This is a genomic window from Sphingobium olei (genome assembly GCF_042678845.1).
Classification (GTDB): Bacteria; Pseudomonadota; Alphaproteobacteria; order Sphingomonadales; family Sphingomonadaceae; genus Sphingobium; species Sphingobium olei.
This window is the reverse complement of record NZ_JBHTLS010000135.1, coordinates 208,844-234,374: the sequence shown is the minus strand read 5'-3', so window position 1 is coordinate 234,374 and position 25,531 is coordinate 208,844. Positions and strand designations below refer to the sequence as shown.

The window sequence follows — 25,531 nt, the reverse complement described above, 5'->3', positions numbered from 1 at the left end:
TAGCAAAAAGGCCGAAGTGGTTCCGACTTTTAGGAGAGCATGAACGAGACGGAATGACTTATTTAAGCGGCCATGATAGGCGAATGGGATGAAGAATGAGTCCCCTCAGGTCGAATTGGACGATCATGACCGCCGCATCGTCGCCGCTGTGGTGGAAGATGGACGAATGACCGTGACCGATCTGGCAGCGGCGGTTGGCCTGTCCAAGACCCCCTGCCAGGTGCGGCTGCGGCGTTTGCAGGACAGCGGCGTCATCCGGGGCTTCCGCGCGATCGTGGATCCGGCGAAGCTCGGCATGGACCATGTCGCCTTCACCGAAGTGAAGCTCAGCGACACGCGCGAGAAGGCCCTGAACGAATTCAACGCTGCGGTACGGCGCATCCCCGAAGTCGAGGAATGCCACATGCTGGCGAGCAATTTCGACTATCTGCTGAAGGTGCGGACGGCCGACATCCGCCGCTACCGCGCCGTGCTGGGCGAAAAGATCAGCGCCCTGCCCCATGTCGCCAGCACATCCACCTTCGTCGCGATGGAAACGGTGCTGGAGGCCGGAAGCCGGCGGGTCAGTCGAAAAGGCTGAGCGGAATCGCGCCGCCCATCGCCCTGTACCCCGCGGGCGAGGGATGGAGCCCGTCGCCCACATCATAGGCCGGGCGCAACCGGTCGGGATGCGTCGGATCCCGCATCGCCCGGTCGAAATCGATCACCCCGTCGAAATGGCCGGGCGCCCTGATCCACGCGTTCACCGCCTGCCGGTCCGCCTCATTCTGGGCATCGGGATGATAATAGTCGTTGGCGCCATAGGGCAGGATCGTCGCGCCGATCGCCTTGATCCCCTTGCCATGGGCCTTTGCCACGATCTGCCGGTACGCGCCGATGATGCGGGCGACATGCGCCTCATGCGCCGCCCTGCTCACGGGGGCCTCGCGAGTCAGCGTGCCGAGATCGTTGACGCCCTCCAGCAGGATGAGGTGGGTGACGCCCGGTTGCGCCAGCACGTCGCGGTCCAGCCGCGCCAGTGCGCTGGGGCCAAGGCCATCGTCCAGCAAGCGGTTGCCGCCGATCCCCTGATTGACCACGGCGATGTCCCGGTGCCTGGCATCGGCCTGCAGCCGCTCCGCCAGCCGGTCCGTCCAGCGGTCGTTGCCATTGGTCGTGGAGCCACGCCCGTCGGTGATGGAATCGCCAAGCGCGACGATCATGCGGGGCGGCGCGCAGCGCTCCACCTCCAGCGCGGCTAGGTGGAACCAGTGGTCGAAATGCGCCGCGCCCGCCATCCTGGCATCGGCCAGATGATCGCCCGGCAAGTGCCAGGATGTCGCGCGCGACCCCGGATGCGATGTCTGCTCCGGCTCCCTGTCATAGCGGATCGAGACGGCGATATTTTCCAGCGCCGCGACCTTCAGCGTGACCGGATCGGAGAGATAGTCCGCCCCCGGCGGCACGACCACATCCGCCCGGCCATCGAAACGGAGCGCGGTGATGCTGGCCGGATCGATCGCGGGCGATCCGCTGCCCAGCGCCCGCGCGATACTGACACCGGCGATCCGCAAAGCCTGGGTGCCGGCGAGATTGGACACGCGCACGCGCAGTCGATCGCCCGATACCGAAGGGCGAACGATCTGGCGCAGCGTCTGGTCCTCAAGCGTGCCGGGCGGCAGCACGGCGTCGTTGACCGGCTTGTACTGCGCAGAGGCCCAGGCGGCGACCCAGGCGGGGGCGCATTGCTTCGCCTGCACGGGCGAGGCGGCGATGAGGGCCAAAGGCAGCAAGAACAGCGATCGCATTTCGGCTCCCGAGCATAAAGGGGCTTCGACAGGCTCAGCCTTAACGGAAACAATTGTCCAGAAAGAAAAAGGGCCGGCGTTGCGGCCGGCCCTCGAGGTGTCCTTGGGGGAGGATCAGAAGTTCGCCCGGACGCCGGCCAGAACCTGGCGGCCGGGGTAGAAGATCGAATAAGGCGCGTTGTCGTAAGCAAATGTGCTGCGGATCGGCTCGTTGGTGATGTTGAGCACGTCCACCGTCAGGCGCAGCGCCTTGTTGAAGAAGGGCAGCTGATAGCCGGCCGACAGGTCGAGCTGACCGCGCGAATCGCTCCCCAGGCGCGCCGTCGAAATGCCGTTCTGCCCCGGCCCGCTCGTCACCGCCTTGTCGTTCCACACATAGTTCAGGCTGACCGACAAGCCATGATCTTCGTAGAAGCCCTGGAGATTGTACGACCATTTCGGAACACCCGTCGCGATCAGCTTGACGCCGTTCACGAACGAATTGGACGACTGCTTGATGTATGTGCCGTTGGCCGAGAAGCCGAAGCCCTTCACAAGGAAATCGAGCGGCTGCACCCAGGTCGCTTCAAGTCCACGAAGTCGGATAGCGTCCAGGTTCACCGGCCGGTTCAGGTTGATCGGCAGGTCTTCGATCGCAACGCCTGTACGCAAAGACCGGTCGCGCAGCGCGCCCTGTTGCGTCGATTGCAGGCTTTCGAACGGAATATTCAGGGAGCCGAACGTAGCGGTGCTGAGTTGGTTTTGCGTAAATCCATTCACCTTCTTCTGGAACGCCGTCAGACCGACATAGCCGATGCCGCCAGTATAATATTCGCCACCGATATCGAAATTGTTCGACGTGAACGGCTTGAGGCCGGGATTGCCCGCCGTAGCTTCGAGCGCCGATGGGTCGGAGAAGGTGATGCCGGGCAGGATGTTGCCCGCTTCCGGCCGCGTCATCGTCCGCGATGCGGAGAAGCGCAGCTTCAGATTGTCCATCGCGCTCCACGTCACGTTCAGAGCGGGCAGGAAATTCTCGTAGGTGGAATCGGCGGAGATGTTGACGATGGTCTGGCCGACCTGGCTCGGACCAAGAACATTCTGCCGGGTACGCGCATAGCGCATGCCGGCATTCACATCCAGGTCACGGCCAAGGAAGGTCGTCCTGCCGTTGATCTCGAAATAGGCGCCCCACACCTTTTCATCGACGTCGCCGGTCGCGCCGCCGGTAACCGCGCCGCGCGCTTCGGGTGCATTGTCGCGGAACTGCTCATAGTTGGTCGCGTCGATGATCTTCTGGAAATCGGGCACGACATAGGCGGTGTAGCCGACGTTGCGGTTCGCGAGATGGCCGAAGTTGTTCACCGGGAACGGCAGCAGATATTGCGGGATCTGCGCGTTGGTGATGGACCCGGTCAGCCCGGCGCAGTTCGCGCCGCACACGGTGTTCTGATAGGCGGTGCTGTTGTCGTAGGCGCGCACGCTCCGCTTGGCGCGGTCATAGGCGCCGCCCAGCTTCACGTTCAGATATTCGTCGCCATAGGTCAGGTCCAGATGCGCGCCCTGCGTCTCCGTGCGGCGGCGGACGTTCTGGACGTTCTGGCGATACCATTGCCACCCGGCCTGCGGGCTGTTCAGGTCGATATTGGTCGTGATCTGCGGATAATAGCCGTTCGTATTGTCATAATAGACGTCGACGCCCGACTGTGGCGTGGTCTGGAACGCCCAGGTCGGCTGCTCGCGGAAGAAGCGGCTCTTGGACATGTTGAGGTTGGCGACGACCGTCAGCTTGTCGGTCGGCTGCCACGTCACGCTGGGGTTGATGTTCCAGAAATGCGTCGTCTGCTTGAAGCGGCTCGCCTCCAGGAAGAAGGAGGAGTTGGCGAAGGTGCCGCTGGTGACGACATTGTTCTCGTCCACGGTCAGGTCGATCGGGATCATGCCGCCGGTCGACTGCGGGCTGGTGCCCGGACCGGAGTTGCGGACCTGCCAGTTCATGTTGACGCGGGTGAAGTCGCGCGTGGACTTGGCCCAGATGCCGTCGATCGCGAAGTGCAGCTCATCACTGGGGCGCCATTCGAGCGAGGCCAGAGCGGAGATGCGCGAGCGGTCGCCGGTGGTCAGCGCGTTGCGGGCGAGGCGCGGGATCAGCGCGGTGCTGAGCTGGTCGCGGGTCAGGCCCGACGTCGCGACGACGTCGACCGGCTGCCCGGCGACCAGGCCATGGCCGGTGTTGCGCGGTACGACCGAGGCCCAGGTGAAGTTGTTGCCGCCCGGATCACCGACGCCCAGATTGCCGTCGGTCCAGCCGACCGTATCGAAGCCGTCGACGCGGGTCTTCGTCTTCACGCCCGCCACGCCCAGCAGGATGCCGAACGTGTCGGTGGTGTGGCTGGCGACCAGCGCACCGCGCGGGCTGACCTTGTCATTGCTGTCGGTATATTGGCCCTGCGCCACCACGGTGACATGGGTGCCCGGCTTGTCGAACGGCCGCGCGTTACGTAGGTTGACCGTGCCCGCGATGCCACCTTCGATGGTCGAAGCGGTCGCCGACTTGGCAAGGTCCAGCCGGGTGAAGAGTTCGGACGGGAAGAAGTCCAGGTCGACCTGGCGGTTGTCGCCGCTACCGCCCGTCGTGCCGCCGTCCGAAGCGACCGCGATCTGCGATCCGTTCAGCAGCACCTTCGAGAAGCTGGGTCCAAGGCCGCGGATCGCGACCTGCGTGCCTTCGCCGGTGATGTCGCGGTTCAGGCGGACGCCCGGCATGCGGTTCAGCGTTTCAGCGAGGTTGGTGGCGGGCAGCTTGCCGATATCTTCGGCGAAGATGGCATCGCCGAACGCGACGGCATTCTTCTTGGCGTTGGTCGCGCTTTGCAGCGATCCGCGAATGCCGGTCACGACGATCTCGGCGACATCATCGGCAGGCGCGGCCTGCGGCGCGGCGTCCTGCGGCGCGGCGGCGTCCTGCGCAAAGGCGACGGATGCCAGGGTCAGCGAGCCGACGGCGGAAGCTGCGAAAAGCGCAGCGCGAAAAGCGTGAATATGAGCAGACATGAGAAAACCCTCTCCGAACCTAGCGCCCATGGCCTGTTTGCAAGCCGACTGTTAGCGCTATCAGTTTTGCCTAATAGCGAGCGGTTTTATGCTGTCAATATCACCAGAAGATAAATGGTAACGTTACATCTTTTTGTGACCGGAATGTCGCAGTTCACGCAGGGCGGCGAGCGCGCCGCGCTCTTCCAGCGCGGTCAGCCAGCGCACCAGCGACAGTTGCAGATGCTTGCTCGCCCTGAGGTCCGCCGGCACGACCAGACCGAAACCCAGTATCATGTCGACTCGCTGCGCAGCCGTCTTGGCGTCCGACAGCAAGACCGCGATCTCGCCGGCCAGCGGATCGTCCACCGCATGGGCCGCCCCCGCGTCATCGACTCCCGCCTGCCATCGGATCCATGCCGCCACCGCCAGGGACAACGCATCCGCCTCCTGCCCTCTTGCGATCCGCGCGGCGACCGGCGCGAGCAGGCGCTGGGGCAGCTTCTGCGACCCATCCATGGCGATCTGCCGCGTCCGGTGGGCGAGCGTCGGATTGTCGAACCGCGCCATCAGCGCGCGACGATAGGTCGCGACATTCAGGCCGGGGGGCGGCGAGAGCGTCGTTTCCGACTCATCCCACAGGGCTTCCACGAAATGGCGCGCATCCGGCAGCGCCAGAACCTCATGCACATGGTCGATCCCGGCCAGCCCCCCCAGATAGGCGATGCCGCTGTGCGCGCCGTTCAGCAGCCGCAGCTTCGCTTCCTCCCAAGGCGCGACATCGCGCGTCAGCTGCACGCCCTCCCCGAAATCAGGGCGCGGGCCGCAAAAACGATCCTCGATCACCCACTGGCGGAAGGGCTCGGTCTTGACCATCGCCCGATCCTCGACGCCAAGCCGCGCCGAAAGAGCCGCGACATCGGCCGCCGTGGTGGCGGGCACGATGCGGTCCACCATCGTCTGCGGGAAGGCCCCCTCCGCCGCGATCCAGTCCGCCAGCCCCGGGTCATGCCGGCCGGCGAGCGCGATCACGGCATCCCGCAACCGCGCGCCATTATGCGGCAGATTGTCGCAGCTGATCGCGGTAAAGGGCGGCAGGCCAGCTTCCCGCCGGCGCGCCAGCGCGGCGACGATGAAGCCGGGCGCGGTCTGCGGCCGCTCCAGCGACAGGATGTCGGCCGCCAGCTGCACGTCCTCCTCCATCAACGCGCCGGTCGCGGGATCGAGCTTGTAGCCTTTTTCCGTGATGGTCAGCGTGACGATATGCGTGTCGGGCGACGCCATCGCCTCGATCAGCGCCTGCGGTTCTTCCGGCGCGACGATGACCCGCTGGACAGCGCCGATGACGCGCGCCTGCTCCGCCGCGCCGTCACGCACCAGCATGGTGTAGAGGCCGTCCTGCGGCTCCATCTGGTCACGCACGGCCGGCGAGCGCAGCGAAGCGGCGACGATGCCCCAGCGCAGGTCGCCCCCGTTCAGCGCGTCGTCGAAGAACACCGCCTGATGCGCGCGATGGAATGCCCCGATGCCGATATGCACGACCCCGCAGCGGACGGCGACACGATCATAGGCCGGGCGGATCACGTCGCCGGGCAGATCCGCCAGCGCGGCGGACGATAGTCTCTTCACAGCTTATAGGCTTTCTTCGCGAGGGCGTAGGCAAGGTCGTGGGCGACTTCATGCGCCTCATCTTCTTCCAGCCGATGTTCGACGACCAGCTGCGCCAGCCAGGCGCAATCCATGCGGCGAGCGACATCATGGCGCGCCGGGATCGACAGAAAGGCGCGCGTGTCGTCGTTGAAGCCCACCATATTGTAGAAGCCGGCAGTCTCTGTCATCCGTTCGCGAAAGCGGCGCATCCCTTCCGGACTGTCATGGAACCACCAGGGCGGCCCCAGCCGCAGCGCCGGATAATGGCCGGCAAGCGGGGCAAGCTCCCGCGAATAGACATCCTCGTCCAGCGTGAAGAGGATCAGCGTCAGGCGCGGATCATTGCCGTACAGGTCGAGCAGCGGCTTGAGCGCCCGGACGAATTCCCCCGCAACCGGAATGTCGGCGCCCTTGTCGCGGCCGAAGCGCGCGCGGACGGCGTCATTATGGCTGCGGTGGACGCCGGGGTGCAGCTGCATCACCATCCCGTCCTCGATAGACATCCGCGCCATCTGCACCAGCATATGGCCGCGGAACAGCTCCGCATCCTTCGCGTCGACCGGCCCGCTGGTCACCCGGCCATAGAGCGCCTCCGCCTCATCGAGCGAGAGATTGGCAGTGAAGGCGCTGGGATGGCCGTGGTCGGTCGATGTCGCGCCCGCCTCCCGAAATTCGGCGCGCCGCTTTTCATGTGCGCGCAGATAGCCGGCATAGCTGTCCTCCTCGCCCGCCATCGCGCAGAAGCGCCGGACATTGTCGATGAAGCGCGGATCGTCCGGGTCCATCACCGGGTCGGGACGATAGGCGGTGATGACACGCCCGCCCCAGCCCGAGGCGCGGATCGCGCGATGATGATCGAGCGGATCGAGCGGCCCCTCGGTGGTCGCGATCACCTCGATATTATAACGCTCGAACAGCGCGCGGGGCCGGAAGGCATCGGTCTTGAGCGCCGCGTCGATGATGTCGTAATAATGATCCGCCGTCGTCGCATCCAGCCGCACGTCGATCCCGAACGCCTCGGCAAAGACCCAGTCCAGCCACATGCGCGAAGGCGTGCCCCGGAACAGAGGATAATGCGCAGCGAAGCGATGCCAGATGGCGCGCGGGTCTGTCTCGGTCGGGCTGCCGTCCACCGTAGGCACGCCCAGCTCCTCCAGCTTCACCCCCTGGCTGTAGAGCATCCGGAACACATAATGGTCCGGCACGATCAGCAGGTCGGCGGGGTTGGCGAAGGGTTCGTCATAGGCGAACCAGCGCGGGTCAGTGTGGCCGTGCGGGCTGACGATGGGCAGGTGCTTCACCGTCTCGTAGAGCGAACGGGCGATCGCGCGCGTCGCGGGATCGGACGGAAACAGACGGTCGGGATGTAGACGCAGGGGCAGTGTCATGCGGCGCTTTCGGAAGGGGTGATCGCCACCGGCTGATAGCGGGGCAGAAGAAGGTGGATGACGCCGAGCGCGACCAGATAGGCGACCGAGGCGACGGCGAAGATCGGGCCGTAGCTGCCGATGGTTTCGAGGATCACGCCCGCGAACTTCGCCATCAGCATCCCGCCGACCGCCCCGGCAAGACCGCCCAGGCCAACGACCGATCCGGCCATCCAGCGCGGGAAGACGTCACCGGGCAAGGCGTAGAGATTGGCCGAGAACCCCTGATGGCCCGCGCAGGCCAGGCCGATCAGCCCCACCGCCACCCACATGGACGGCGCGCTCGCGGCGAAGGCGATGGGAACGGCGCACATGCCCGCCAGCAGCATCGCGCTCTTGCGGGCGCGGTTGACGCTCCAGCCCCGGCCCATCAGGCGTGACGATGTCCAGCCGCCCGCGACCGACCCGACATCCGCCAGCAGATAAACGGCGATCAGCGGCGGACCGAAGTCCAGCATCTTGACGCCATATTGTTTGTTGAAGAAATCCGGCAGCCAGAAGAGGAAGGTCCACCAGACGGGATCGATCAGGAAGCGGCCCATCATATAGGCCCAGGTCTGGCGATGGCGGAACAGCGTCGCCCATTTGACCGGGCGCTGTTCCTCCACCGGATCGGTCTCGATCCAGGCCAGCTCCTCGGGCGTCAGGCTCTTCTTCTCGCGCGGACGGCGGTAGAAGGTCAGCCAGGCGGCGAGCCAGACCACGGTCAGCAGACCGGTCAGGATGAAGGCCCAGCGCCAGCCCAGCGACACCGCGATGATCGGCACGATCAGCGGGGTCAGGATCGCGCCGACGTTCGACCCGGCGTTGAAGATGCCGATGGCGAAGGCGCGTTCCTTCTTGGGGAACCATTCGTTGGTCGCGGCGATGGCGGCGGGAAACGTCCCCGCTTCCCCGATGGCGAGCGGAATGCGCGCGAGCAGCATCCCCGCTGTCGAGGTGAAGAAGATGTGGGCGACATGGCCGATCGTCCACAGCGTGACGGCGAGCGCATAGCCCGCCCGCGCGCCGATCCGGTCGATCAGCCGGCCGAAGAAGACATAGGCGACGCCATATCCCGCCTGGAACCAGATGGCGAGGTCGGCATAGCCGCTTTCGCTCCAGCCATAACGCGCCTGAAGATCGGGCTTCAGCGTCGGCAGCACCAGCCGATCGACATAGCTCAGCACCACCGCCGCAAACAGCAGTCCGCAGACGATCCAGCGGACCTTTCCTGATGGTTTGGGGCCGGAGAATTGAGGGATCGCCTGCGTCATCGCGATCACCAATTATACATCGTGCCGTCTTCCAGCCGGTTCACCGGCAGGAAGGCGCGGCTATATTCGTACTTCGCGGCCAGTTCCTCGTCGATGTCGACGCCCAGCCCCGGCGCTTCGCCCGGATGCATCATGCCGTTGGCGAAGGTGTAGGCATGGGGGAAGACCGCATCCGTCTCCTCGGTATGGCGCATATATTCCTGCACCCCGAAATTGGGGACGCTCAGGTCAAAATGCAGCGCGGCGGCCATGCAGACCGGCGACAGGTCGGTCGCGCCATGGCACCCGGTGCGGATCTGGTAGAGGTCCGCCAGCGCGGCGATCCGGCGCAAGTGGGTGATGCCGCCGGCATGGACCACGGTCGCGCGGATATAGTCGATCAGCTGGTTCTGGATCAGGTCCTTCGCGTCCCAGATGGAGTTGAAAATCTCGCCCACCGCCAGCGGCGACGTGGTGTGCTGGCGGATCAGTTTGAACGCTTCCTGATTTTCCGCGGGGGTCGCATCCTCCAGCCAGAAGGGGCGATATTGCTCCAGATCCTTGCCAAGCCGGCCCGCCTCGATGGGCGTCAGGCGATGGTGGATGTCGTGCAGCAGGTGGACGTCCCAGCCCAGCGCCTCGCGCGCGGCTTTGAACAGTTCGGGCACCACACGCATATATTTGGACGTGTTCCACACATTTTCGGTCGGCAGGTCGGCGTCGGCGGGTTCGTAGAAATATTTGTCCTTGCTGACGCCATAGGTGGACGCCATGCCCGGCACGCCGCACTGGATGCGGATCGCCTTGTACCCCTGTGCCTGATATTCAAGCGCCGCGTTGATCGTGTCGTCGATCGTGGTGCCGTTGGCATGGCCATAGACCATCACGCCTTCGCGGCTCGCCCCGCCCAGAAGCTGATAGACCGGCAGGCCGGCGATCTTGCCCTTGATGTCCCAGAGCGCGGTGTCCACCGCCGCGATGGCGGACATGGTGACGGGTCCGCGCCGCCAATAGGCACCCTTGTAGAGATATTGCCAGATATCCTCGATCCGGTGCGCGTCCCGGCCGATCAGGCAGGGAATGACATGGTCGGTCAGATAGCTTGCGACCGACAATTCGCGCCCGTTCAGCGTCGCGTCGCCCAGGCCATAGACGCCCGCATCGGTAATGATCTTCAGCGTGACGAAATTGCGGCCGGGGCAGGTGACGATAACCTTGGCATCAATGATCTTGGGCATTTAGGCAGTCCTGTTCAGATGATTTCAAGCGCGATGGTCTGGAGATTTTCGCTGTCCGGCCCGACCATGATGTCGAAGAGGCCGGGTTCGACCACCTCCTCCATGTCGAGGTTCCAGAGCGAGAAGGCTTGCGGGCCGAGCGCGATGCGGACGGTTTTCGTCTCGCCGGGCGCTAGGGTGACGCGTTCGAAGCCCTTCAATTCCTTGATCGGCCGGGTCACGCTGGCGACCCGGTCGCGGACATAGAGCTGGACGACCTCGTCGCCCGCGCGCGCGCCGCTGTTGCGCACGTCCACCTCCACCGTCACGTCCCCGCCGACGCCGATGCGCGAAGAGGAAAGTCGTGGTTTTCCAAACTCGAACCTCGTGTAGCTCAGGCCGTATCCGAACGGATAAAGCGGCGACACATCCTCGAACACGTAGCCGCGCCGGGCGGACGGCTTGCGGTTGTAGAAGATCGGCACCTGCCCCGCGTCGCGCGCGACGGTGACGGGCAGCTTGCCGCCCGGATTGACGTCGCCGAACAGGATGTCGGCCATGGCCGTGCCGCCCTCCTGCCCCGGATACCAGCATTCGAGCAGCGCGTTCGCGCCCTCCGCGACGGTCGGATAGCTGGGCGGGCGGCCGTTGATGGCGCAGACCACCACGGGCTTTCCGGTCGCCTTCATCGCCACGAACAGGTCATTCTGTTCGCCCACCAGATCCAGGCTGGTGCGGTCGCCCAGATGGTTCTTCGCAAAGCCCTCGCGGCTGGTCTGCTCGGTGTCGCCGACGGCTAGGATCACGATGTCGGCCGACTTCGCAACCTCCACCGCCTGCGCGATCAAGTCGCGATTCTTGGCCGGGTCCGCCAGCAGCACCTGATCGGCGGACCGATCCTCGCTTTGCGTGATGAACACGCCCTGCGCATGGACGACCTCCGCCTTGCCCTTGAGCTTCGCGGTGATGCCCTCCAGCAGCGAGACGGTCTGGCGCGGCACGCTCGAATAGCCGCCAAGCCGCGCGATGGCGGCGTTGGGACCGATCACCGCGACCCGCCTGTGCGCGCCGGCGGTCAGCGGCAGCGTGCCGTCATTCTTGAGCAGGGCGATGGAGCGATGCGCGGCCTTGAGCGCCAGCGCGCGCGCGCCCTTGTTGCCGGTCAGCGCCGCATAGTCCTTGCGCGGCCAAGGATTTTCGAACAGGCCCGCGCGGAATTTCAGCGTCAATATGCGCTTGGCTGCGATGTCGACGGCCTCCTGGGGGACGTTTCCGCTGCGGACCTGTTCCACGAGCGTCCGATAGGTGGTCCCGTCGGGCAGCTCGCAATCGACCCCGGCGCGGAGAGCCGCGCGCGCGGCGGCCTGCGGGTCGGGCTGGACATGGTGGATGGTGTCGAGTTCGTGGACCGCGCCATAGTCGCTGACCACCGCGCCGTCGAAATGCCATTCCCCGCGCAGCACGTCCCCCAGCAGCCACTTGTTCTGGTGACTGGGGACGCCGTCAATTTCATTATAGCTGGGCATGACGGCGGCGATGCCGGTGCGCTTCACCACCTCGCGGAAGGGCGGGAAGAAATTCTCGCGCAATTCCCGCTGGCTGATCGGCGCGGGCGCGACATTCTCGCCCGCCTGCGGCTGGCCGTGGCCGGTCATATGCTTCAACGTCGCCATGACCTTGTCGGGACCAAGCTGCCGGCTCTCGCCCTGAAGGCCAAGGACGGCGGCCACCCCCATCTCGCCGCAAAGATAGGGATCTTCGCCGAACGTCTCTTCGATCCGGCCCCAGCGCGGATCGCGGGCGATGTCCACCACCGGCGACAGCGCCAGATGCACGCCGCGCGCGCGCACCTCCCGCGCGATGACCGACTGGACCTCCCGCATCAGCTCGCGGTCGAAGCTGCCCGCCATGCCGATCGCCATCGGGAACATGGTCGCTTCGGTCGCCATATAGCCGTGCAGCGATTCCTCGTGGAACAGGACCGGGATGCCCAGGCGTGTTTCCTCCAACGCCCATTTCTGGACGGGGGTGACGAAATCGACCGTCTGCTGCGGCGTGCGCCAGCGTGCGCCGACCCCGCCGGCCTGATTGGCGTCCCCCGCCACGCCGCGCTTGTCGGACGGGCGGGTGATCTGGCCGAAGCCATTGGGATAGGCCGCGCTCGCCTTCGCGGGCGAGAAAGCGATGCCCTCCATCACCTCCGCCTTGGTGGCCCACAGCGCGATGATCTGCGCGACCTTCTCCTCGAGCGTCATGCGCGACAGCAGATCGCGGACGCGCAGGTCGATGGGCGCGGACGCATCCTTGTAGAGCGGGCCGCTCCGCGCCTTCGCCAGCGCCGGCGTGGCGGCGGTGGAGGCGAGCAGGCCGAGCGCGTGGCGGCGCGACAGGCTCATGGCGTCACCGTCAGGGTGGCGGACTGGAGCGCGGCGGACGAATTGCCGGTCATGATCTCGAACTCGCCCGGTTCGACCACGCGCTTCATCTCGTCGTTCCACATCTGCAGGCTTTCGGGCGTGATGGCAAAGCGCACGGTGCGGCTCTCGCCGGGCTTCAACGTCACACGCTCGAAACCCTTCAACTCCTTGATCGGCCGGGTGACGGAACTCACCTTGTCACGGATGTAGAGCTGGACGACCTCGTCGCCTTCGCGGGCACCGCTGTTGCGGACAACGACCGAGACACTCGTCTGCCCGCCCGTGCCGATGCTGCTCGCGGCCAGTTGCGGCGCCGACAGGTCGAATGTGGTGTAGCTGAGACCGAAGCCGAACGGGTAAAGCGGATCGGTCGTGTCGAACAGATAGCCGCGCCGCGCGGAGGGTTTCGCGTTGTAGAACATGGGCAATTGCCCGGCCGATCGCGGCACGGTGACGGGCAGCTTGCCGCCCGGATTGACGTCCCCGAACAGGACGTCCGCCACGGCATTGCCGCCCTGCTCGCCCAGATACCAGCCTTCGAGCATGGCGTTCGCCTGCTCGCTGATCTTGACCGTCGAAGCCGGACGGCCGTTGATCAGCACGACCGTGATCGGCTTGCCCAGCGCCTTCAGCGCGTCGAACAGTTCCTGCTGCTCACCCACGAGGTCGAGGCTCGGCCGGTCGCCCAGATGATTGTTGGCCCAGCCCTCGCGGCTCGACTGTTCGGTGTCGCCCAGCGTCAGGACGATCCGGTCCACGCCCCGCGCAGCCTCGACTGCCTGCGCGATCAGCCTGCGGTTCTCCGCCGGATCGGACTTCACCACCTTGTCCGCCCACCAGTCGTCATCCTCGGTGATCTTCACGCCCTGCGCGAAGACGATGTTCGCACGCTTGCCGACCTTCGCCTTGATGCCTTCGAGGATGGAGACGCTGTGCGGCGGCTGGCCATAATAGCCGCCCAACCGCGCGACCGCGGCGCTCGGCCCGATGACGGCGATGCTGCCCTCGGGCTTCAGCGGCAACATGCCGTCATTCTTGAGCAGGGTGATGGAACGCCGCGCGGCGGTCAGCGCCAGCGCGCGCGCCTCCGCGTTATTGGTGATCTTCTCCGAAGCGGCGGCGTCGGCATAGGGGTTCTCGAAGAGTCCCGCGCGGAACTTCAGCTCCAGCATCCGGCGCACGGCCTGATCCACCTTCGCCTCGCTGACCTTGCCCTCGCGCACCAGTTTGCCCAGCGTCACATAGGAAATGCCGTCGGGCAGGTCCGAATCCACGCCCGCGTCCAGCGCGCGGATAGCCGCCCCTTCCAGGTCGGGCGCGATATGGTGGATGCTCATCAGCTGGTCGATCGCTGAATAGTCGGACACGACCGCGCCCTTGAACCCCCATTCGCCGCGCAGCACGTCATGCAGCAGCCAGCGATTGGCGTGGCTCGGCACCCCGTCGATCTCATTATAGGAGGCCATCACCGCCTCGATCCCGGTGCGCTTCACCACCTGCTCGAAGGGCGGAAAGAAATTCTCGCGCAGTTCGCGCTCCGAATAGGGCGCGGGACCGATATTGGTGCCGCTCTCGGGCTGGCCGTGGCCGGTCAGATGCTTCAGCGTCGCAAACACCTTGCCGGGGCCGAGCACCCGCGCGCGCCCCGCGCCCTGCAGGCCCTCGACCGCCGCGACGCCCATCTCGCCGGCGAGATAGGGGTCTTCGCCGAACGTCTCCTCGATCCGGCCCCAGCGGGGATCGCGGGCGATGTCCACCACCGGCGACAGGACCAGGCTGACGCCGCGCGACCGGATTTCGCGGCCGATCACCTGGTTCACCTGCCGCAGCATGGCGGGATCGAAGGAGGAGGCCATGGCGATGGCCTGCGGAAAGCTGGTCGCGCCGACGGCCGCATAGCCGTGCAGCCCTTCCTCATGGAAGAGGATGGGGATGCCGAGCCGTGTCTGCGTCGTCGCCCATTTTTGCAGGGCATTGACGAGCGCGACCGTCTGGCGCGGGGTTCGCCCCGGTGCGACCCGAGGACTGACCGCTCCCTTTGCGTCGGAAGGGCGGGCGAAATGACCAAGACCGTTGGGGAATTTCGCGGCGAGCTTGCCCGGATCGAGCTGGAGCTTGTCGTCGAATATCGCAACCTTGCCTTCCCACACGGTCGTGATCTGCGCGATCTTCTCGTCCAGCGTCATGCGGGCGAGCAGATCGTCGACGCGCGATTCGACCGGCGCGGCGGCATCCTTGTAGAGGGGGCGCGCGCTTTGCGTCGTGGGCGCGGCCTGCGCCGTCAGGACGGGCATGGCCAGGCTGAGCGCGAGGGCGGTCGAGCCCCCGAGGATTTTGCCGAGATATGTCACGAAAGCCCCCTCCGTTTTTTGATCCGCGGCCGCCTTTTCGCTTGCAGCAGCGAATGATACCGTTACCATTGATCGGACAAGATGTGCTTGTCAATGCCGTTTGCACGCCTGTCATGCGCAGCGGCACGACGACCGATGAAGGAGAGGGATGAGTGTTAGCGCGCCTATTTTGCTGGATGTTGAGCCTCGCCTGCCTGGCGCTCTCCCCCGGCGTCCACGCCGAGGACGGCTATGATCTCTGGCTGCGCTACGCACCGGCCGATGCGGCCCGCGCGGACGTCATTTCCCGCCACGCGACCGCCATCGTCGCACCCGGAGACAGCGCCACGCTGAAGGCCGCGACCGACGAACTGCAACGGGCCGTCGCGGGCATGACCGGGACGAAGCCTGCCCTCTCCGCCGCGCCTTCGTCCGGCGCGCTCTGGCTCGCCACGCCCAAGACCGCCCCTTCCCTGCCCGTCAAGATGCAGGCGCTTGGGCCGGAAGGCTACGCCATCCGTTCAACCCAGGTGGAGGGCAAGCCGGTGACGCTGATCGCCGCCAACAGCGACATCGGCCTGCTCCACGGCGCCTATCACTGGCTGCGGCTTGCCCAGACCGGCGCGAACCTCGACGCGCTCGACATCATGAGCGCCCCGAAAATCGGCCTGCGCCTCCTCAACCATTGGGACAATCTCAACGGCACGGTCGAGCGCGGCTATGCCGGCCAGTCGATCTGGGACTGGTGGCGGCTACCCGATTATAAGGGGCCGCGCTACACCGACTATGCCCGCGCCAACGCCTCCATCGGCATCAACGGCACCGTCCTCAACAATGTGAATGCGAAGGCGGACAGCCTGACCGCCCCCTATATCGCCAAGGCGGCGGCGCTGGCCGATGTCTTCCGCCCCTACGGGATCAAGGTCTATCTGTCGGTCAAATGGACCGCGCCGATGGAACTGGACGGCCTCAAGACCGCCGACCCGATGGACCCGGCCGTCGCCGCCTGGTGGAAGGCGAAGGCCGACGAAATCTACCGCGCCATCCCCGACTTCGGCGGCTTCCTGGTGAAGGCCAACAGCGAGGGCCAGCCCGGCCCGCAGGATTACAAGCGCACCCACGCCGATGGCGCGAACATGCTGGCCGCCGCAGTAAAGCCCCATGGCGGCATCATCATGTGGCGCGCCTTCGTCTATGCGCACGACAATCCCGACGACCGCGCCAAGCAGGCCTATAGCGACTTCAAGCCGCTGGACGGCCAGTTCGCGGACAATGTCATCGTACAGGTCAAGAATGGCGCGATCGACTTCCAGCCGCGCGAGCCCTTCCATCCGCTCTTCGGCGCGATGCCCAAGACGCCGCTGATGATGGAATTCCAGATCACCAAGGAATATCTGGGCCAGTCCACGCACCTCACCTATCTCGGACCGCTCTTCCAGGAAGTACTGGAGGCGGACACCTATGCGAAGGGCAAGGGGTCGACGGTCGCAAAGGTCATCGACGGATCGCTCGACGGGCACCGGCTGACAGGCATCGCCGGGGTCGCCAATATCGGCGTCGATCGCGACTGGAGCGGATCGATCTTCAACCAGGCCGACTGGTACGCCTTCGGCCGCATGGCCTGGGACACCGGCCTCTCCGCCGACGCCGTCGCGCGCGAATGGGCGGCGATGACCTTCTCCCCCGACCCGCGCGTGGTCGATCCGGTGGTCGCGATGATGATGGGATCGCGCGAGGCAGCGGTCGACTATATGACGCCGCTCGGCCTCGCCCACGTCATGGCGACCGGCCATCATTACGGCCCCGGCCCCTGGATATCGAACCTCGCCCGCCCCGAATGGAACCCGGTCTATTATCACAAGGCCGACGCCGCCGGCATCGGCTTCGACCGGACACGGACAGGCAGCGACGCGGTCAGCCAATATGCGCCGCCTCTCGCGCGGCGCTGGGCGAAGCCTGCTACGACGCCGGAACAAGACCTGCTCTGGTTCCACCACCTGCCTTGGACCTATCGCCTGAAATCGGGCGACACGCTGTGGGACGGCATGGTGCATCATTATGATCGGGGCGTCGCCTATGTCGCGGACATGCAGCGTAGTTGGGACAGCCTGCGCCCGCTGATCGACGCGGAAAGGTTCGCGCAGACGGAGGCGTTCCTGCGCATCCAGCGGCGCGAAGCGCAATGGTGGCGCGATGCCAGCATCGCCTATTTCCAGTCGGTCAACCGCCTGCCGCTGCCCGCCGGCGCGGCCGCGCCCGAACATGACCTCAATTGGTACAAGGCGCTGAGTTTCCCTTACGCGCCGGGGCACAACTAAGACGGCGCTCCGGTTTACAGCCCTTGTCGTTACGACTAAGCAGCGACATTCGGCCTGTAGAAAAGACGCCCAGTTTGACCGACACTCGATCCTCCCGCCGCCAGCGCAACGCCCCGACCATCAACGATGTCGCTCGGGTGGCGGGGGTTTCGCCGATGACCGTGTCGCGCGTCATCAACGGCGAACAGGTAGTCCGCCCGGCCACGCGCGAGCGGGTGGACGAGGCGATCAAGGCGCTGAACTACGCCCCCAGCGCCGCCGCCCGGATGCTGGCCGGCGGCGACGAGGTTCGGGTGGGGCTGCTCTATTCCAACCCGTCCTCCTCCTATCTCAGCGAATTTCTCGTCGGCAGCCTGGACCAGGCGAGCCGCAGCGGCGTCGATCTGGTGGTCGAGAAATGGGACGAGGAAACCTCCATCCAGTCGGTCGTCGCGCATCTGGAACGCAGCCGTATCGACGGCGTAGTCCTGCCGCCGCCGCTCTGCGACCTTGGCGAACTGGTCGATGCGCTGGACGAAGCCGGCATTCCCGCGGTGGCCGTGGCGACCGGACGCGCGCCGGCGGACATGTCGGCGGTCAGCGTGGACGACCGCCGCGCCGCCTATGAAATGACGCGACACCTGATCGCGCTCGGCCACAGCCGCATCGGCTTCATCAAGGGCAATCCCAACCAGAGCGCGAGCGCCAAGCGGTTCGAGGGCTATGCGCAAGCCTTGTCCGAAGCGGGCTTGCCGGTTCTGGACGAACTGATCGCGCAGGGCCTGTTCACCTACCGGTCCGGGCTGGATGCGGCCGAACAGATCATGGCGCTGGCCGAACCGCCCACGGCCATCTTCGCCAGCAACGACGACATGGCCGCGGCGACCGTCGCGATCGCGCATCGCAGCGGGCTGGACGTGCCGGGCGACCTCACCGTCTGCGGCTTCGACGACACCTCGCTCGCCACCACCATCTGGCCGGAACTGACGACCATCCGCCAGCCGGTGAGCGAAATGTCGCGCGCGGCGGTGGAATTGCTCGTCCGCCAGCTCAAGGGGCGGCGCGGCGGCACCGCGCAGGCGGAGCATCTGGTCATGGACCATGCCCTGATCCGGCGGCAGTCGGACGCCGCGCCGCGCCTGCGCCCCCGCCACCGCGCCGGAGCATAGCGGACTGGTCAACGGGCCGGATGCGCCTATTCTACTGTTAAAATAGGATTTTCTTTGGTCTATCCTTGCGGATGCACCAGCCTCTTTTCCCTCCGCGCGTCTCAGCGCTCCCTGTCGCGCGTGACGCTTCGCGAGCGCGTCGAAGAGGCTTCGCGGGCGCTTCGGCGGCGCGTCCCGAGCAGATCTGGCGCATTTTCGTCGGAAAACCGTCGCCTGACGGTGTGAACTTCGCCCGGCGGCAGATTTTACGCCTCGCCGAATACCCGTCGGAAGATCGTATCGACCTGCTTGAAATGGTAATCGAGGTTGAACTTCTCCTCGATCTCCTGCGCGGGCAGCGCTGCCGCGACGTCGGGATCGGCCTTCAGCAATTCCATCAGCGACAATTGCCCGTCGGATTCCCAGACCTTCATCGCGTTGCGCTGAACGTAGCGGTAGCTGTCCTCGCGGCTCACCCCCGCCTGCGTCAGCGCCAGCAGCACGCGCTGCGAGTGGACGAGGCCGCCCATCTTGTCGAGATTCTTCATCATCCGCTCAGGGTAGACGAGCAGCTTGTCGATGACGCCGGTCAGGCGGCCGAGCGCGAAGTCGAGCGTGATCGTCGCGTCGGGGCCGATATAGCGCTCGACCGACGAATGGCTGATGTCCCGTTCGTGCCACAGCGCCACATTCTCCATCGCCGGCAGCGCATAGGCGCGCACCATGCGGGCGAGGCCGGTCAGGTTCTCGGTCAGCACCGGGTTGCGCTTGTGCGGCATGGCGCTGCTGCCCTTCTGCCCCGGCGAGAAATATTCCTCGGCTTCCAGAACTTCGGTGCGCTGGAGATGGCGAACCTCGACCGCGAGCCGTTCGATGGACGAGGCGATGACGCCCAGCGTCGCGAAGAACATGGCGTGGCGATCGCGCGGGATGACCTGCGTCGACACCGGCTCGACCGCGAGGCCCAGCTTCTGCGCGACATGCTCTTCGACCTGCGGATCGATATTGGCGAAGGTGCCGACCGCGCCGGAAATGGCGCAGGTCGCGACCTCGGCGCGCGCGGCGATCAGGCGCGCCTTGCACCGGCTGAACTCGGCATAGGCTTCCGCCATCTTAAGGCCGAAGGTGACCGGTTCGGCGTGGATGCCATGGCTGCGGCCGATGGTCGGCGTCAGCTTGTGCTCGAAGGCGCGGCGCTTGATGACCTCCAGCAGCTTGTCGAGATCCTCGATCAGGATGTCGGACGCCCGCGCCAATTGCACCGCGAGGCAGGTGTCCAGCACGTCGCTGGACGTCATGCCCTGGTGCATGAAGCGCGCCTCGTCGCCGACCTGCTCGGCCACCCATGTCAGGAAGGCGATGACGTCATGCTTGGTGACCGCTTCGATCGCATCGATCGCGGGAACGTCGATCGCGGGGTTGGTCGCCCACCAGTCCCACAGCGCCTTCGCGGCCGATGGCGGCACCACGCCCAGTTCGCCCAGCTTCTCGGTCGCGTGCGCCTCGATCTCGAACCAGATTTTGAAGCGCGCCTCCGGTTCCCAGAGGGCGGTCATCTGCGGGCGGGCATAGCGTGGGACCATGGGGCGAATCCTGCAACTGGAAAGGATGGAACGCCGCGCCGCCTAGCAGCGTCCCGCCGCGGGGGCAAATGTCGTTCCGCCTCGAGTCTTTCTTCCGGTATCGCAACCATTCGTCGCAAAAATCATGGGCGGGAGAGACGAAACGAAAGAAATCGCAAGATGAAATCCGTTGCCTGAACAACCGTTCAGGAACATTGGCGCAATCTGCGCCATTATGGCTCCAGGATTATTGAGGTGGGTGGATCGAGTATCTTCTCCATCGGCCGAGGCGACAGGAGATTTGGATGTTGCGCACTTTGCTATGCACCGCCGCGATGGCGATAACCGCGCCGGCCATGGCGCAGGCCACGATGGAACAGGGTTCCAGCCCCGCTGCGCCGCAGTCGGCGACGCCTGCCGCGCCCACCGCCCCCGCGCAGCCGCAAGGCTCTACTCCCGCTGCTCCAGCCCAGCCGCAGGGCGCGACTCCCGCTGCCCCTGCAAGCCCCGCGAACAGCATCGCCTCCATCGTGGATGCCGAATTCCCGGCCTATGACGTCAACAAGGACGGTCAGCTCGATCAGTCGGAATTTTCGCGCTGGATGCTGGCGCTCAAGGATCAGGAAATGAAGTCGACCGGCAACACGTTGCCCGCGGACCAGGTCACAGCCTGGGCAAACGGCGCGTTCACGAGCGCAGACAAGGACAAGAGCGCCAACGTCAGCAAGCCCGAGCTCATCAGCTATCTGAGCGGCGGCGCGGCCTGACGTCACCCCATCCCTGCTGTCACGAAGGCAGGAAATAAGAGCCCTTTACGGGTCGCATCGGCGAAGGCGGCGTGGAGCGAAGGCCATGCCGCCTTCTGCTGCACGAAAGGCAGCGTCAGTTCTTCTTGCGCGCGTAAAGCAGGGCCGCGACGATCGCGGCGGACCCGATGCCCACCGCCGTCCCCATCCATACGCCCTTGCCCGCCGATTTCCGCGCGGCGGTGGCAAGATCCGGCGATGCGGGAGCGGCATTCGGATCGGCGGCGGGCTCCTGCGCGGCAGGCGTTTTCGTGTCATTCTTGCTCATCGTGCAACGGCTATGCCCGAAAGCGGCGCAATGGAAAAGCCGCAACCAAAACACCCCTGCACGATCACGCCGCGACGCGGCTTTCCCGCAACATCCTCTTGACTTCGATGCGGCTTCCATGTTGGTAGCGCTATCAATCTATAAACCACCCATTAGGAGCTGATGATGCCGGGGGATGTTGCCTTGCTCGACTGCTTGCCTGCCGATTGGCGGGACGGTCTTTTCATCGGCCGTGTGCAGACTGCCGACGGCCCAAGTCCCATTCTGGTCGACAAGGGCCAGGTCTACGACATGAGCCGCGTCGCGCCCACCGCCGCGCAACTCGTTCAAAAACTTCCCCTCGATGCAACGGCCGGCGAGCCGCTCGGTACGCTGGAGGGCCTCGCCCTCCCCCTGCTCAGCCCGGTCGACCTGCAATGCGTCAAGGCTTGCGGCGTCACCTTCGCCGTGTCGGCGCTGGAACGCGTGATCGAGGAAAGCGCGCGCGGCGACTTCACCAAGGCGTCGGAAATTCGCGGCCGCCTGGAAGAGCGAGTCGGTGGTTCCATCCGCTCCGTCGTACCGGGTTCGCCCGAAGCCGCCGCGCTCAAGGCCGCGCTGATCGAGGACGGGCTCTGGTCGCAATATCTGGAAGTCGCGATCGGCCCCGACGCCGAAGTCTTCACCAAGTCGCCGATCCTTTCCACGGTGGGCCTGGGCGCGGAGATCGGCATCCGGTCCGATTCGACCTGGAACAATCCGGAACCCGAAATCGTGCTGGTGGTCGATGGCACCGGCAAGACGGTGGGCGCGACGCTGGGCAATGACGTCAACCTGCGCGACTTCGAAGGGCGCTCGGCGCTTTTGCTGGGCAAGGCGAAGGACAATAACGCGTCCTGCGCGCTCGGGCCGCTGATCCGCCTTTTCGACGATGGCTTCACGATCGACGATGTGCGCAATGCCGAAGTAGGCCTGACCATCGACGGTCCGGAAGGCTATCGACTGGAAGGCGTCAGCAGCATGAACCAGATCAGCCGCGATCCGCTGGACCTCGTGCGCCAGACGCTGTCCGAACATCAATATCCCGATGGCTTCGCGCTGTTCCTGGGCACGTTGTTCGCGCCGGTGCAGGATCGTGACGAGCCGGGCCGCGGCTTCACCCACAAGGTGGGCGACACGGTCGCCATCGCCACCCCGCGCCTGGGCAAGCTGGTGAACCGGGTCGTGACCTCCAAGGACGCGACGCCCTGGACCTTGGGCGTCGCCGCCCTGATGACGAACCTTGCCGCTCGCGGCCTGTTGACGACGAAAGAGAAAGAAAACGCATGAGCCGCGCCATCTACCCGAGCCTGAAAGGCAAGCGGGTCTTTATCTCCGGCGGCGGCAGCGGCATCGGTGAAGGACTGGTCGAAGCCTTTGTGGGCCAGGGCGCCCGTGTCGCCTTCTGCGACATCGCCGTCGAAGCGAGCGAAGCGCTGGTCGACCGCCTGTCCTCAGCCGACTTCAAGCCCCTGTTCCACGCCGTGGACCTACGCGATATCGACGCCGTTCAGGCGATGATGGCCCGGGTTGATGAGCAGCTGGGCGGCATCGACATCCTGGTCAACAATGCCGCCAACGACGATCGCCACAAGATCGAGGACGTCACGCCCGCCTATTGGGACGAGCGGATGGCCGTGAACCTGCGCCACCTGTTCTTCGCGGCGCAGGCGGTCGTGCCGGCGATGAAGCGCGACGGCGGCGGCGTCATCATCAATTTCGGGTCGATCAGCTGGCACCTTGCCCTGCCCGAACTGGCGCTCTACCAGACCGCGAAAGCCGCGATCGAGGGGCTGACGCGCAGCCTGGCCCGCGATCTTGGCCGCGACAATATCCGCGTCAACACCATCATCCCCGGCAATGTGAAGACGCCGCGCCAGGAAAAATGGTACACACCCGAAGGCGAGGCGGAGATCGTCGCGGCGCAGTGCCTGGACGGCCGCATCCTGCCGGTGGACGTCGCCGCGTTGGCGATGTTCCTGGCATCGGACGATGCCCGTTTCTGCACGGGTCACGACTATTTCATCGACGCGGGGTGGCGCTGACATGAGCATCGAAGCACAGAGCGTCCTTTCGGTCGGCGCGACGCTGGGCGAAGGGCCGGTATGGGTCGCGCGCGACGCCGCGCTGTGGTTCGTGGACATCAAGGAGCACCGCATCCACCGGTTCGATCCGGCGGGCGGCGATGCGCGCCACTGGACCGCGCCGGCGCAGGTCGGCTGGATCCTTCCCACCGACGACGGCCTGTTTGCGGTCGGCCTCCAAACCGGCGTGCATCGCTTCGATCCCGCCGACGGCAGCTTCGTCCTGCTCCACGCACCCGAAGCGGCGTTGCCCGGCAATCGGCAGAATGACGCCACGGTGGCACCGGACGGCGCGATCTGGTTTGGGTCTATGGACGATGGCGAGGCGCAGGAGAGCGGGCGTTTCTACCGCCTGTACAAGGGTCTGTGCGCCGACTCCGGCCTGCCGTCCGTGTCCATCACCAATGGCCCTGCCGTCTCGACCGATGGCCGGACGCTCTACCATACCGACACGCTGGGCAAGCGCATCTGGCGCAGCAGCCTGAGCGAGGACGGCGCGGTGCAGGAAACCGGCTTGTTCGTCGAGATCGAGGATGGCGCAGGCTATCCCGACGGCCCGACGATGGATGCCGAAGGATGCCTCTGGACCGGCCTGTACGGCGGCTGGACCGCGCGCCGCTACGATCCGGCGGGTAAGATGATGCAGGAGGTGCGGTTCCCCGTGTCCAACATCACCAAGATCGCCTTTGGCGGGCCGGACCTGCGCACCGCCTATGCCACCACCGCGCGGAAGGGGCTGGACATGACAGCGTTGACAGCGCAACCACTGGCGGGCGATCTGTTTGCATTCGACCCCGGCGTGGCGGGCGTGCCGGGAACCATTGCAACGATATAACGAGTAAGTGTGGAGGACGTCAGGATGAGTGAGGGGAGCGCCGGGAAGGTCAACATGGCCTTCATCGCAGCGATCGTCGCGGTTGCGACGATCGGCGGTTTTATGTTCGGGTATGATTCGGGCGTCATTAACGGCACGCAAAAGGGCCTTGAAAGCGCGTTCGACCTCGGCAAGCTGGGCATCGGCGTCAATGTCGGCGCGATCCTGGTCGGTTCGTCCATCGGCGCGTTCGGCGCGGGCCGCATGGCCGACATCATCGGCCGCCGTGGCGTCATGATGCTGTCCGCTGTCCTCTTCCTGGTGAGCGCCCTGCTCGCCGGCGCGGCAGGATCGTCCGCCATCTTCATCATCGCCCGCATCATCGGTGGTCTGGGCGTCGGCGCGGCGAGCGTCATTTCGCCCGTCTATATCTCCGAAGTAACCCCCGCGGCCGTGCGCGGCCGCCTGTCTTCGGTGCAGCAGGTCATGATCATTTCCGGCCTGACCGGGGCGTTCGTCGCCAATTTCGTGCTGGCGCGCTACGCTGGCGGGTCGACCGCGTCCTTGTGGCTGGACTTTCCAGCCTGGCGTTGGATGTTCTGGCTGCAGGCTATCCCCGCCGCCATCTACTTCTTCGCCCTGCTGGTGATTCCCGAAAGCCCCCGTTACCTGGTGGCGCGTGGGCAGGAAGAGCGTGCTCGGACCGTGCTCACCCGCCTGTTCGGCGCGGAGGAGGCCGCGCGTAAGGTGAGCGAGATCCGCGCCAGCCTGGCTGCCGATCATCACCGCCCGAAGCTGAGCGACCTTGTCGACAAGGCGAGCGGCAAGATTCGGCCCATCGTGTGGACCGGCATCGGTCTTGCCGTGTTCCAGCAGCTGGTCGGCATCAACGTCGTCTTCTATTATGGCGCGACGCTGTGGGAAGCCGTGGGCTTCTCGGAAGACTATGCGCTTCAGACCAACATCCTGTCGGGCGTGCTGTCCATCGGTGCCTGCCTCGCCACCATCGCCCTCGTCGATAAGATCGGCCGCAAGCCGTTGCTGCTGATCGGGTCGGCCGGCATGGCCGTGACGCTCGCGACCGTGGCCTACGCCTTCTCCACCGCCGTTACCGGCGCGGACGGCGCCGTGTCGCTGCCGGGCAATAACGGCGTCATCGCGCTGGTCGCCGCCAATCTCTACGTCATCTTCTTCAACATGAGCTGGGGCCCGATCATGTGGGTCATGCTGGGAGAGATGTTCCCGAACCAGATTCGCGGATCGGGCCTGGCGGTCGCGGGCTTCGCTCAGTGGATCGCCAATGCGGTCGTCTCGGTCAGCTTCCCCTCGCTGGTCGTGTCGCCGGGCCTGGCGGTCGCTTATTGCGGCTATGCCTTCTTCGCGCTGGTGTCCTTCTTCTTCGTGCGCGCCATGGTCAATGAAACCAAGGGCCGCGAGCTTGAGGACATGGTCGGCTGAA

General features: G+C 65.6%; 18 protein-coding genes. 8 read left to right on the top strand and 10 right to left on the bottom strand.

Annotated features, from left to right (window positions below; genetic code table 11):
- The first annotated feature begins 88 nt into the window (after positions 1-88).
- On the top strand, positions 89-580 hold the full coding sequence (locus tag ACFQ24_RS20895; protein WP_380914794.1) for an Lrp/AsnC family transcriptional regulator: 492 nt from the start codon (positions 89-91) through the stop codon (positions 578-580).
- Here ACFQ24_RS20895 and ACFQ24_RS20890 read toward each other — a convergent pair.
- From ACFQ24_RS20890 to ACFQ24_RS20855, 8 genes are all read right to left on the bottom strand, one after another.
- Positions 564-1,787, bottom strand: coding sequence for an SGNH/GDSL hydrolase family protein (locus ACFQ24_RS20890; RefSeq protein WP_380914792.1), 1,224 nt, complete (start codon positions 1,785-1,787; stop codon positions 564-566). The two genes, ACFQ24_RS20895 and ACFQ24_RS20890, sit on opposite strands and share 17 nt — an antisense overlap.
- 114 nt (positions 1,788-1,901) lie before the next feature.
- The gene (locus tag ACFQ24_RS20885) at positions 1,902-4,820 is read right to left on the bottom strand and encodes a TonB-dependent receptor (protein WP_380914790.1); all 2,919 of its coding nucleotides are present in this window, start codon (positions 4,818-4,820) and stop codon (positions 1,902-1,904) included.
- Between the two features lie 123 nt (positions 4,821-4,943).
- The gene (locus ACFQ24_RS20880; protein ID WP_380914788.1) at positions 4,944-6,428 is read right to left on the bottom strand and encodes a mannitol dehydrogenase family protein; all 1,485 of its coding nucleotides are present in this window, start codon (positions 6,426-6,428) and stop codon (positions 4,944-4,946) included.
- Entirely contained in the window at positions 6,425-7,837 is a 1,413-nt protein-coding gene (gene uxaC, locus ACFQ24_RS20875; protein WP_380914786.1) for a glucuronate isomerase, read from the bottom strand. The genes ACFQ24_RS20880 and uxaC overlap by 4 nt, the downstream gene beginning before the upstream one ends.
- Positions 7,834-9,132, bottom strand: coding sequence for an MFS transporter (locus ACFQ24_RS20870; protein WP_380915443.1), 1,299 nt, complete (start codon positions 9,130-9,132; stop codon positions 7,834-7,836). Before ACFQ24_RS20870 ends, uxaC begins: the two co-directional genes overlap by 4 nt.
- A gap of 5 nt (positions 9,133-9,137) precedes the next feature.
- The gene (gene manD, locus ACFQ24_RS20865) at positions 9,138-10,349 is read right to left on the bottom strand and encodes a D-mannonate dehydratase ManD (protein WP_380914784.1); all 1,212 of its coding nucleotides are present in this window, start codon (positions 10,347-10,349) and stop codon (positions 9,138-9,140) included.
- 14 nt (positions 10,350-10,363) lie between these two features.
- A complete protein-coding gene (locus tag ACFQ24_RS20860; RefSeq protein WP_380914782.1) occupies positions 10,364-12,724 on the bottom strand; it encodes a glycoside hydrolase family 3 N-terminal domain-containing protein in 2,361 nt (786 codons plus the stop codon).
- On the bottom strand, positions 12,721-15,039 hold the full coding sequence (locus tag ACFQ24_RS20855; protein WP_380915441.1) for a glycoside hydrolase family 3 N-terminal domain-containing protein: 2,319 nt from the start codon (positions 15,037-15,039) through the stop codon (positions 12,721-12,723). The genes ACFQ24_RS20860 and ACFQ24_RS20855 overlap by 4 nt, the downstream gene beginning before the upstream one ends.
- A 209-nt stretch (positions 15,040-15,248) precedes the next feature.
- On the opposite strand from ACFQ24_RS20855, the gene ACFQ24_RS20850 reads away from it, so the two are divergent.
- Positions 15,249-17,393 (top strand): alpha-glucuronidase family glycosyl hydrolase, encoded by a 2,145-nt coding sequence (locus ACFQ24_RS20850; RefSeq protein WP_380914780.1) that lies wholly within the window; start codon positions 15,249-15,251, stop codon positions 17,391-17,393.
- A 74-nt stretch (positions 17,394-17,467) separates the two neighbouring features.
- Positions 17,468-18,541: a LacI family DNA-binding transcriptional regulator gene (locus ACFQ24_RS20845; RefSeq protein ID WP_380914778.1), complete on the top strand. Its 1,074-nt coding sequence runs from the start codon at positions 17,468-17,470 to the stop codon at positions 18,539-18,541.
- Positions 18,542-18,786: 245 nt separating this feature from the next.
- Here the strand turns inward: ACFQ24_RS20845 and purB are convergent, their stop codons facing one another.
- Positions 18,787-20,103 carry an adenylosuccinate lyase gene (purB, locus tag ACFQ24_RS20840; protein WP_380914776.1) on the bottom strand — a complete coding sequence of 439 codons (1,317 nt, stop codon included), beginning with the start codon at positions 20,101-20,103 and terminating at the stop codon, positions 18,787-18,789.
- Between the two features lie 284 nt (positions 20,104-20,387).
- Here purB and ACFQ24_RS20835 point away from each other — a divergent pair, with 284 nt between their 5' ends.
- Positions 20,388-20,849, top strand: a complete 462-nt coding sequence (locus tag ACFQ24_RS20835; RefSeq protein ID WP_380914774.1) for an EF-hand domain-containing protein — start codon at positions 20,388-20,390, stop codon at positions 20,847-20,849.
- A gap of 115 nt (positions 20,850-20,964) precedes the next feature.
- Here the strand turns inward: ACFQ24_RS20835 and ACFQ24_RS20830 are convergent, their stop codons facing one another.
- Positions 20,965-21,156 carry a hypothetical protein gene (locus ACFQ24_RS20830; RefSeq protein WP_380914772.1) on the bottom strand — a complete coding sequence of 64 codons (192 nt, stop codon included), beginning with the start codon at positions 21,154-21,156 and terminating at the stop codon, positions 20,965-20,967.
- 165 nt (positions 21,157-21,321) lie between these two features.
- Here ACFQ24_RS20830 and ACFQ24_RS20825 point away from each other — a divergent pair, with 165 nt between their 5' ends.
- From ACFQ24_RS20825 to ACFQ24_RS20810, 4 genes are read left to right on the top strand one after another with little or no spacing between them, the layout of a single operon-like run.
- Positions 21,322-22,464 (top strand): fumarylacetoacetate hydrolase family protein, encoded by a 1,143-nt coding sequence (locus ACFQ24_RS20825; RefSeq protein ID WP_380914770.1) that lies wholly within the window; start codon positions 21,322-21,324, stop codon positions 22,462-22,464.
- Positions 22,461-23,219, top strand: a complete 759-nt coding sequence (locus tag ACFQ24_RS20820) for an SDR family NAD(P)-dependent oxidoreductase (protein ID WP_380914768.1) — start codon at positions 22,461-22,463, stop codon at positions 23,217-23,219. The genes ACFQ24_RS20825 and ACFQ24_RS20820 overlap by 4 nt, the downstream gene beginning before the upstream one ends.
- A gap of 1 nt (position 23,220) precedes the next feature.
- Entirely contained in the window at positions 23,221-24,093 is an 873-nt protein-coding gene (locus ACFQ24_RS20815; RefSeq protein ID WP_380914766.1) for an SMP-30/gluconolactonase/LRE family protein, read from the top strand.
- 24 nt (positions 24,094-24,117) lie between these two features.
- Positions 24,118-25,530, top strand: coding sequence for a sugar porter family MFS transporter (locus ACFQ24_RS20810; RefSeq protein WP_380914764.1), 1,413 nt, complete (start codon positions 24,118-24,120; stop codon positions 25,528-25,530).
- The last annotated feature ends 1 nt before the right edge of the window (position 25,531 follow it).

Bases quoted from the DNA above. Each gene is read 5' to 3' on its own strand.
- ACFQ24_RS20895 (WP_380914794.1), top strand. From the start codon at position 89: ATGAAGAATGAGTCCCCTCAGGTCGAATTGGACGATCATGACCGCCGC.
- ACFQ24_RS20890 (WP_380914792.1), bottom strand. From the start codon at position 1,787: ATGCGATCGCTGTTCTTGCTGCCTTTGGCCCTCATCGCCGCCTCGCCC.
- ACFQ24_RS20885 (WP_380914790.1), bottom strand. From the start codon at position 4,820: ATGTCTGCTCATATTCACGCTTTTCGCGCTGCGCTTTTCGCAGCTTCC.
- uxaC (WP_380914786.1), bottom strand. From the start codon at position 7,837: ATGACACTGCCCCTGCGTCTACATCCCGACCGTCTGTTTCCGTCCGAT.
- ACFQ24_RS20870 (WP_380915443.1), bottom strand. From the start codon at position 9,132: ATGACGCAGGCGATCCCTCAATTCTCCGGCCCCAAACCATCAGGAAAG.
- manD (WP_380914784.1), bottom strand. From the start codon at position 10,349: ATGCCCAAGATCATTGATGCCAAGGTTATCGTCACCTGCCCCGGCCGC.
- ACFQ24_RS20860 (WP_380914782.1), bottom strand. From the start codon at position 12,724: ATGAGCCTGTCGCGCCGCCACGCGCTCGGCCTGCTCGCCTCCACCGCC.
- ACFQ24_RS20855 (WP_380915441.1), bottom strand. From the start codon at position 15,039: ATGCCCGTCCTGACGGCGCAGGCCGCGCCCACGACGCAAAGCGCGCGC.
- purB (WP_380914776.1), bottom strand. From the start codon at position 20,103: ATGGTCCCACGCTATGCCCGCCCGCAGATGACCGCCCTCTGGGAACCG.
- ACFQ24_RS20835 (WP_380914774.1), top strand. From the start codon at position 20,388: ATGTTGCGCACTTTGCTATGCACCGCCGCGATGGCGATAACCGCGCCG.
- ACFQ24_RS20830 (WP_380914772.1), bottom strand. From the start codon at position 21,156: ATGAGCAAGAATGACACGAAAACGCCTGCCGCGCAGGAGCCCGCCGCC.
- ACFQ24_RS20825 (WP_380914770.1), top strand. From the start codon at position 21,322: ATGCCGGGGGATGTTGCCTTGCTCGACTGCTTGCCTGCCGATTGGCGG.
- ACFQ24_RS20820 (WP_380914768.1), top strand. From the start codon at position 22,461: ATGAGCCGCGCCATCTACCCGAGCCTGAAAGGCAAGCGGGTCTTTATC.
- ACFQ24_RS20815 (WP_380914766.1), top strand. From the start codon at position 23,221: ATGAGCATCGAAGCACAGAGCGTCCTTTCGGTCGGCGCGACGCTGGGC.
- ACFQ24_RS20810 (WP_380914764.1), top strand. From the start codon at position 24,118: ATGAGTGAGGGGAGCGCCGGGAAGGTCAACATGGCCTTCATCGCAGCG.